The sequence below is a fragment of the Hyunsoonleella rubra genome (assembly GCF_042684665.1).
GTDB classification, from domain to species: Bacteria; Bacteroidota; Bacteroidia; order Flavobacteriales; family Flavobacteriaceae; genus Jejuia; species Jejuia rubra.
On record NZ_JBHULY010000008.1, the window covers coordinates 1 to 7,108 of the forward strand.

5 protein-coding genes are annotated in these 7,108 nt (G+C 32.7%); 2 read left to right on the top strand and 3 right to left on the bottom strand.

The window, feature by feature from the left end; translation table 11 throughout:
* Positions 1-322: 322 nt before the first annotated feature.
* Genes ACFSR8_RS05355 through ACFSR8_RS05365 form a run of 3 tightly spaced genes read right to left on the bottom strand, consistent with a single transcriptional unit; the run spans position 323 to position 4,287 of the window.
* Positions 323-2,827, bottom strand: coding sequence for a TonB-dependent receptor (locus ACFSR8_RS05355; RefSeq protein ID WP_380289811.1), 2,505 nt, complete (start codon positions 2,825-2,827; stop codon positions 323-325).
* Positions 2,814-3,713 carry a FecR family protein gene (locus ACFSR8_RS05360; RefSeq protein ID WP_380289813.1) on the bottom strand — a complete coding sequence of 300 codons (900 nt, stop codon included), beginning with the start codon at positions 3,711-3,713 and terminating at the stop codon, positions 2,814-2,816. Before ACFSR8_RS05360 ends, ACFSR8_RS05355 begins: the two co-directional genes overlap by 14 nt.
* Before the next feature lie 49 nt (positions 3,714-3,762).
* Complete coding sequence (locus ACFSR8_RS05365) at positions 3,763-4,287, bottom strand: RNA polymerase sigma factor (RefSeq protein ID WP_380289815.1); 525 nt, start codon at positions 4,285-4,287, stop codon at positions 3,763-3,765.
* Positions 4,288-4,436: 149 nt separating this feature from the next.
* On the opposite strand from ACFSR8_RS05365, the gene ACFSR8_RS05370 reads away from it, so the two are divergent.
* Both ACFSR8_RS05370 and ACFSR8_RS05375 read left to right on the top strand, forming a co-directional pair.
* The gene (locus ACFSR8_RS05370; RefSeq protein ID WP_380289817.1) at positions 4,437-6,221 is read left to right on the top strand and encodes a hypothetical protein; all 1,785 of its coding nucleotides are present in this window, start codon (positions 4,437-4,439) and stop codon (positions 6,219-6,221) included.
* A gap of 30 nt (positions 6,222-6,251) precedes the next feature.
* Complete coding sequence (locus ACFSR8_RS05375) at positions 6,252-6,737, top strand: hypothetical protein (RefSeq protein ID WP_380289819.1); 486 nt, start codon at positions 6,252-6,254, stop codon at positions 6,735-6,737.
* Positions 6,738-7,108 lie beyond the last annotated feature (371 nt).

Below are 7,108 nucleotides of genomic sequence, written 5' to 3' on the forward strand. Positions count from 1 at the left end.
GGGCCCAGGATAATAATATCTCAAATTAACGAAGAAATGATTTGTTTTTTACCTCAGTTCTTTGTTGTACACAGTATTTTTAGTTCTAATTTTGTGATTGTCCCTTAAAATCTATTTTAAATTAGACTTTATTATTCTATAATTTTAATTCCGTGTTCTAAAATATTCTTTGATAGTACTAAAGTTTTTCAAAAGTTTTCTTGCAGAATGTTTCTTTTACTATCTAATGGAATACTCTTTTTGTGTTGGCTTAAGCTGGTGGAGAAAAAGTGTATGGAATGTTAATATAAATTAATTTTTTTTCTAACTTAATTCATTGTTATTAAAAGAGAAGTCTAATTACAGCATTTGTTGTTAAACCCAGAGAAAATCTTGAAAACTTATTTACTCCATCACTTTCATTGACCCTGTAAAAGTCATTAATAACATTTTGCTTGTTAGAGATGTTCCAAACTGATGCACCAATTTCTGACCGAAATGTGTTACTTATTTTGAATTTGTAAATAGCTGAAGCATCAATTCTCATATAATCAATTAATCTTTGACCATTACCTTCATCAAAATTTACATCATCATCTACAATCTCATTACCCACTAACGGTATAGTAGTTGGGTTTCCTGTTCGGTAATTTAATCCTGCTGAGACATTCCAAGATTTATGACTAAACGTTGTACCCAAAGTTACAGAATGTGTTATATCAAAGTTGCTCGGAAACTTAATATCTTCAAGAGCTTCAAATGAGTAAATATTATCCATATAAGAATAGCTTAACCAACTATTGAAGTTACCAAAAGTTTTTCGGCAGAGAAACTCAAATCCATAAACATCATAACTTCCTTTTTCTTTTGCAAACTCGTATTTAGTGGTAAAGCTCTGACTTTGGGTGGTTATTCCATCAACTGTTTTGTAATAGCCTTTGGCATCTAAAAGCCAACCGTTATTCTTATAAAGTATTCCAAATGAAGCTTGTTTACTTTGTAACACAGGAATACTATCGTTATCAGTTAACTGCCATCGTCTCTTTTCAATTCCTAAAAAGTCATTTTGAAAATTGACGATTTGTGAAGTGCTTTGGTGTTTAAATTCTCCTTGTGCCTCAATTTCAAAATGTTCTCCTATTGATTTTCTAACGCTTAATCTAGGTTCAACTATCAATTTTTCAAAACGAGTTAGATAGTTCGCTCTTACACCACCTCTAACTGAAAAGTCATTATTTGGACTTTTATACAAAGCTTGACCGAAGACTGCATGTTCTCTCAATATTTCTTCATCACGTCTCACAAAACGTGGTAAATCAATATCGTTTAAATTAATAACTTCTGTTTCTGTAAATTGATAGCCAAGATTAAAACGCCATCTATTTTCCTCATATAAGTTATTCAATTGAACACTTGTTTCAGAAACAATGTTTTCTTGTAACTGAAGCTGATTATTTAAAACATCTGCGTTAAGAGCTTCGAGCTTATACTCATTATCATAGATGTTAATGGTTGAGGACAACTTTTCATTCCATTGTCTTTTATAGTTTAGTCCAATAGCAAGAGTATTTTGAGAAATACCGCTTCTTCTTGATTGTGAAATTCCATTAACGTCGGCAGTTTCGTTAAAGCCTAAATCGTTGTTAATCAAAATAAAGTTTAGCCTTAAAAAATCTTTGTCTGTTGGCTGATATAACCATCTAAAAGAGGCATCATAAAAATCAAACTCTTGGTTAGAATTAGTAACGTTGGAAACATTATTGTCTGCTTCCGTTTCTTGAATTACTCTTTCAAAATAGACATCGTAAGTTGGTGTTCTGACAAAATCATCTAATGACTTTCTTGAAGCTATTTGCAATGATGATTTATTTCCTATTGGTATGTTTAAAAATAACTCCGCATTTAAGAAGTTAAGTCCAAAAACACCATTAAATTTTGAATCAATTTGTTTGCCTGTTTGCATGTGAATTGTTCCTGAAACACCATCTGTCAATGCTACATCCGAACCATTATTAATTACATTAGCAGTTTGTGTTATAAGAGGGTTAAAACTTGATATGAGACCAAAGAAGTGTCCTGTTTGATACATTTTTATATCATCCCAAAGCATTAAATTCTGGTCATTAGAGCCTCCTCGAATATTGATGTTTGAAACCGTTTCATCAACACTCAAAACACTAGGTAGTGCTTGAACAGTTTGCAAAACATCAGACTCAATAAGGCCAGGTAACAGACTAAACTTTTTATAATCAATGGATGTTGTCCAGTCTTGTCTTTTGTCAATTCCACGAACCAAATACGTTTCAATAAGTACAGGTGCTATGACCTCTTGTTGAGCAAACATTACTACCGTTGAACAGGCTTCTAAATTGAAGTATTTTAATTGACGTTCTATGGTTTTGAATCCAATATGCCTAATGGTCAATACTTCATTTAAAGATTTGAGTTCAATTTCAAAATAACCCTTATCATCAGTTACAGCATAAGCAAACTTATTGATTACCGTTGCTGAAACGAGTGGACTTTGTGATTCAGAATCTATAATATAACCACATAACTGAATCGCTTTAGAAATAGTATATACTATATTACTGACCCTCTCAAAGACTAGGTTAGTTTGATTTTCAAGACTCTTAATTTTAGCTGATAGTTTTAAATCCTTTGGTATAGGTTCTACAACAATATCTTTTAGAAGACTACTTTCATAATTAAAAGTGATTGAGTGTGCTTGTGAAATTTCTTCAAGAACTTTAGAAATAGGTACGCCCTGTTCAGAATTTTGTCCTAATATTTGATATAGTGGAAAGACACTTAATAACAGAAATATGTAAAATCTAGTTCTCCCCATTCGTGATAATGACCTTGTTTGAGTCGATTATATAGGTCAAATTAAAGGGCTTAGAGATTGATTTTAGGGCGTTTTCAAGATTATCATGTTCAAAAGCACCTGTAAACTGAATATTCAAATCAGATGGATGCTGAACTTTAATATTATACTGTTTTTCGAGTTCTATGATAACATCTTCAAATGAAGCGTTTTCAAAAACACTCATGTTTTTTAACCAATGTGGCTCTGCTATTGTAATTTTAGATTTAGAACCTTTTCCTGATGATAAGATAAACTCTGTTCCAGCAGGTAACTTAACATTCTCATCATCAAATGCAACTTGCACCAAACCTTCATAACATGAGACTTTAAAAATACTATCTCTCGACATTACATTAAATTCTGTACCAAGAACGCTTACTGTACCAAAAGGCGTATTAACATCAAATCGTTTTCCTTTTTCTACATCGAAAAAAGCTTCTCCAGTTAAATCCAATGATCTATTAGAATTCCATTTGGAATTATTGTATTGTAGCTCGGATAGTTCGTTGAGATTAACAATTGAGTTGTCAGGCAAGGTAATGACTTCATTTTGGGCTAAAGTGGTCTGAAAAGAGCTGATTTGGTCTTTATTTAAAAATGTAAAGAGTGCAAAACCAACAATAAAAATTGCAGCTATACTAGATACAACTTTTACCCAATTGATAGAATTATTGCTTTTGGAAACTAGTTTCTCATCTAATGCATCAAAAGATTCAACTTTGGCATTTGTGTTACCATTGAACCTTTGAGCTTCTTCAGTAATTTCCTTATAAAGGTCAGCATCTTCTAACGCATTGAAAGCCTTTGACTCTTGCTCTGTAAGGTCATTATTTAACCATTTTATTACTAATTGCTCTTTGTCCATAACGTGCTGTTATATTTTTAAAACAACTCAAAATATAATTGTCCCAAAATTATTTTCGATTTAGTTCTTCAAGCTCTGCTTTAAGTTTGTTTAAAGCACCATATATTCTATGTTCGGCTACTTTTTTGGTAATGCCTAAAATTTCAGCTACTTCTTTGTGAGTTTTACCATCTACCTTGTTTAATAGGAAAGCAACTCGTTCCTCTTCATTTAAACCTGACAATGCACGTTCAAACCGCTTTAAAAACTCTTTCTTCCGTAGAACAAATTCAGGGGATTCATTTGTGTAATCTTTTGGTTTTACTTGCTGATACTTCAATACTACTTTTTGATGTTTTACTTCGTTGAGCATCATATTGTTTGCTGTGGTATATAAATACGATTTAACGGCTTCTGGCTTAATTTTGGAACAGTTCTCCCACAGCTTAATAAATGCCTCTTGTACCTTATCAGAAGGGTTTAGAAGTTCTCCATACTTATAAAATAAAATATTGCTCAATGACTGTGCATATTTCTCATAAAGCTTAGAAAAGCGGATTTTATCACATATATCTTGGTGCAATGATTTTGGCAAGGAAAAACGTTTTTTGATTTTAAAAATGAAAGATAAATAAAAAAAAATGTATTTTTTCTTGGGACATTTTTTTAATCGGTTGTTTTAAGAATAAAGAGCCTTAACAAGGGCAAATCAAAAAACGAACTCGATTAATTAAAACATTTATTATGAAAACATTAAAACCAATCTTATTACTAGTTCTTGGTGTCCTTTTCACAATGACATCTTGTAGAACTGAAGACGATTTAGCGATTGACCCTCCTACTGAAGAAACAATCGAAGCAAATTCTATGGTAGCCAATTTAATGAGTAGAACTGCCTCTAATGATGGTTCTAGCGATAACATTATAGACAATGCTAGTTGTTTAAGTGTTCAACTTCCAGTTACAGTTACGGTCAACGGTATTGAACTAACCATTAATGATGAGGATGGTTATCAGGATATTGAGGATATTATCGATTTGTTTGATGATGACATTGATTCTGTTGTTATCTCTTATCCAATAACAGTAATATTAATAGATTATTCAACTGTTGTTGTCAATTCAGATTCTGAATTAGCGGCACTAACAGCGAATTGTGTAGGCGAAAACGAAGATGATGATGATATAGAGTGTATTGACTTCCAGTACCCAATTACGGCATCTGTTTTTGATGAGAACAATGATTTAATCAATACCATTACTATCAACAATGATAATGATATGTATGATTTCATTGATGATTTAGATGAATTTGCAGCCGTAACCATTAACTTCCCAATTACCGTAATTTTTCCAGATGGCTCTACACAAACTATAAATTCTATACAAGAGCTAGAGGATGCTATTGAGATGGCAGATGATACTTGTGATGAAGACGATGACAATGATTTTGATGATGATGATTGTGATAACTGTACAACCAGTGACCTTGAAACCGTTTTTGCGGATTGTTCTGAATGGACAGTTGATAAACTGGAGCGAAACGATAACGACCTTGAAGATAACTATGTAGGCTATGTATTTGAGTTTAATAGTGATGGAACGATTCTAGTGACTCAAGGGTCTAATACATTCAATGGGACTTGGGAAGCTTCAGGTTCAGGCAATAATATATCAGTTGTAATTAATGTTACTGGACTGCCAGACTTTAACGATACTTGGAACTTACACGAAATTGAACAAGATGATGACGAAGTTGATGTTGATTTAAGGTTAGGAGACGATAGATTGCGATTTGAGAGTGATTGTCAATCTGGTGGAAACATAGATGATACAGCATTAGTAAATGCTCTTACAAGTGGCGATTGGTATGTAACTTACTTTTTTGACGATACAGATGAGACCGCAGACTTTGCAGATTATGTGTTCAATTTTGCATCTGACAATACAGCAACAGCATCAGATATGAGTGGGACTACTAATGGTTCATGGTCAACAACGTCAGGAGACGATACAGAACTTGGATTAAACTTGAACTTTGGTACTGGGATTCCGTTAGACGAGTTAGCAGACGATTGGGATGTTCTTGAAGTTACTAATGATATTATAAGACTTAAAGATGTTAGTGGAGGAGATGGTTCTGAAGATTTTTTAACTTTTGAACGTGAGCCTTTTGATGGTGGAAATGGCAATGATGATTTGGAATCTATCCTAACTGATGGGTTGTGGATTGTAGCCTCCTATACTGAAGATGCAGATGACCAAACTTCTGATTATGCAGGTTATGAATTAGATTTCAATATAGATGGAACTGTTTCAGCTTCAAATGGCTCTAACACCAACAATGGAACATGGTCAGTATTTAGTTCTGGTAATCAAATGACTTTAAATTTTGGAACGGATATGCCTTTTGAGGAATTTAACGATGATGATTGGGATGTAATTTCCGTAACTAGCACAGAAGTCGTTATACAAGATGTTAGCGGAGGTGGAGGAGGAACTGATACCCTTACACTTCAAAAACTTTAAAAAATTAAAACTTATATAAATCAAAGAATTATGAAAAAAGTATTCAATATAGGGCTGTTAGTAATGTTAAGCTTTTCACTAATGTCATCGATGTGTTCAAGTGATGATGACGATGGAAGCCCAAACAATAACAGTCAACAAATAGCTGAAATAGAAAATACAGCAGAGTCTGGAACATGGCGAATCACAAACTTTAATGATTCAGGACAAAATGAAACTTCAGATTTCAATGGTTATGATTTTAGTTTCAATTCTGATGGTTCACTTGTAGCAACAAATGGTTCTAATACAATGACAGGAACTTGGTCAGTAACTGATGACAGTAATAGTAGTGATGATAGCAGTAGTGATGATGATATAGATTTCAATATTTTCTTTCCAGTATCAGACAGCAATGATTTTGAAGACCTCAATGATGATTGGGATGTGGTAATGACATTATCTACCAGAATTGAACTTATTGATATAAGTGGAGGCAATGGAGGTACAGATATACTCACATTTGAGAAAAACTAAATAGAAATTTAATTAGTCAAGTAGTACCAATTTCTGCCCCAACAATATTTGATTAATAGCAGACCAACCATGATTTTCATGGTTGGTTTTTTTATACGTAATCAAAAGAATCATCAATTTAAGGGCAAATGTTGCAAGTGTATAAAATTTTTAAGAAAGGTAGATGTAGTAGGAAAATTTTACACTCTTATGGGAAGTTAATCCTAAATTTTCTGAAAACTTTTACAGCAGAATGTTTCTTAAAAAGCTTATTTCAGCAAAATTTTAATGTTAGATTAGGTCTTTTTTGGATATTGTGTACAACGGTCTCGGCTCGTATGTTTGCCATGCAAGTTTAATTAAGTATTAAAAATAGTAAATTTCCGACTAAT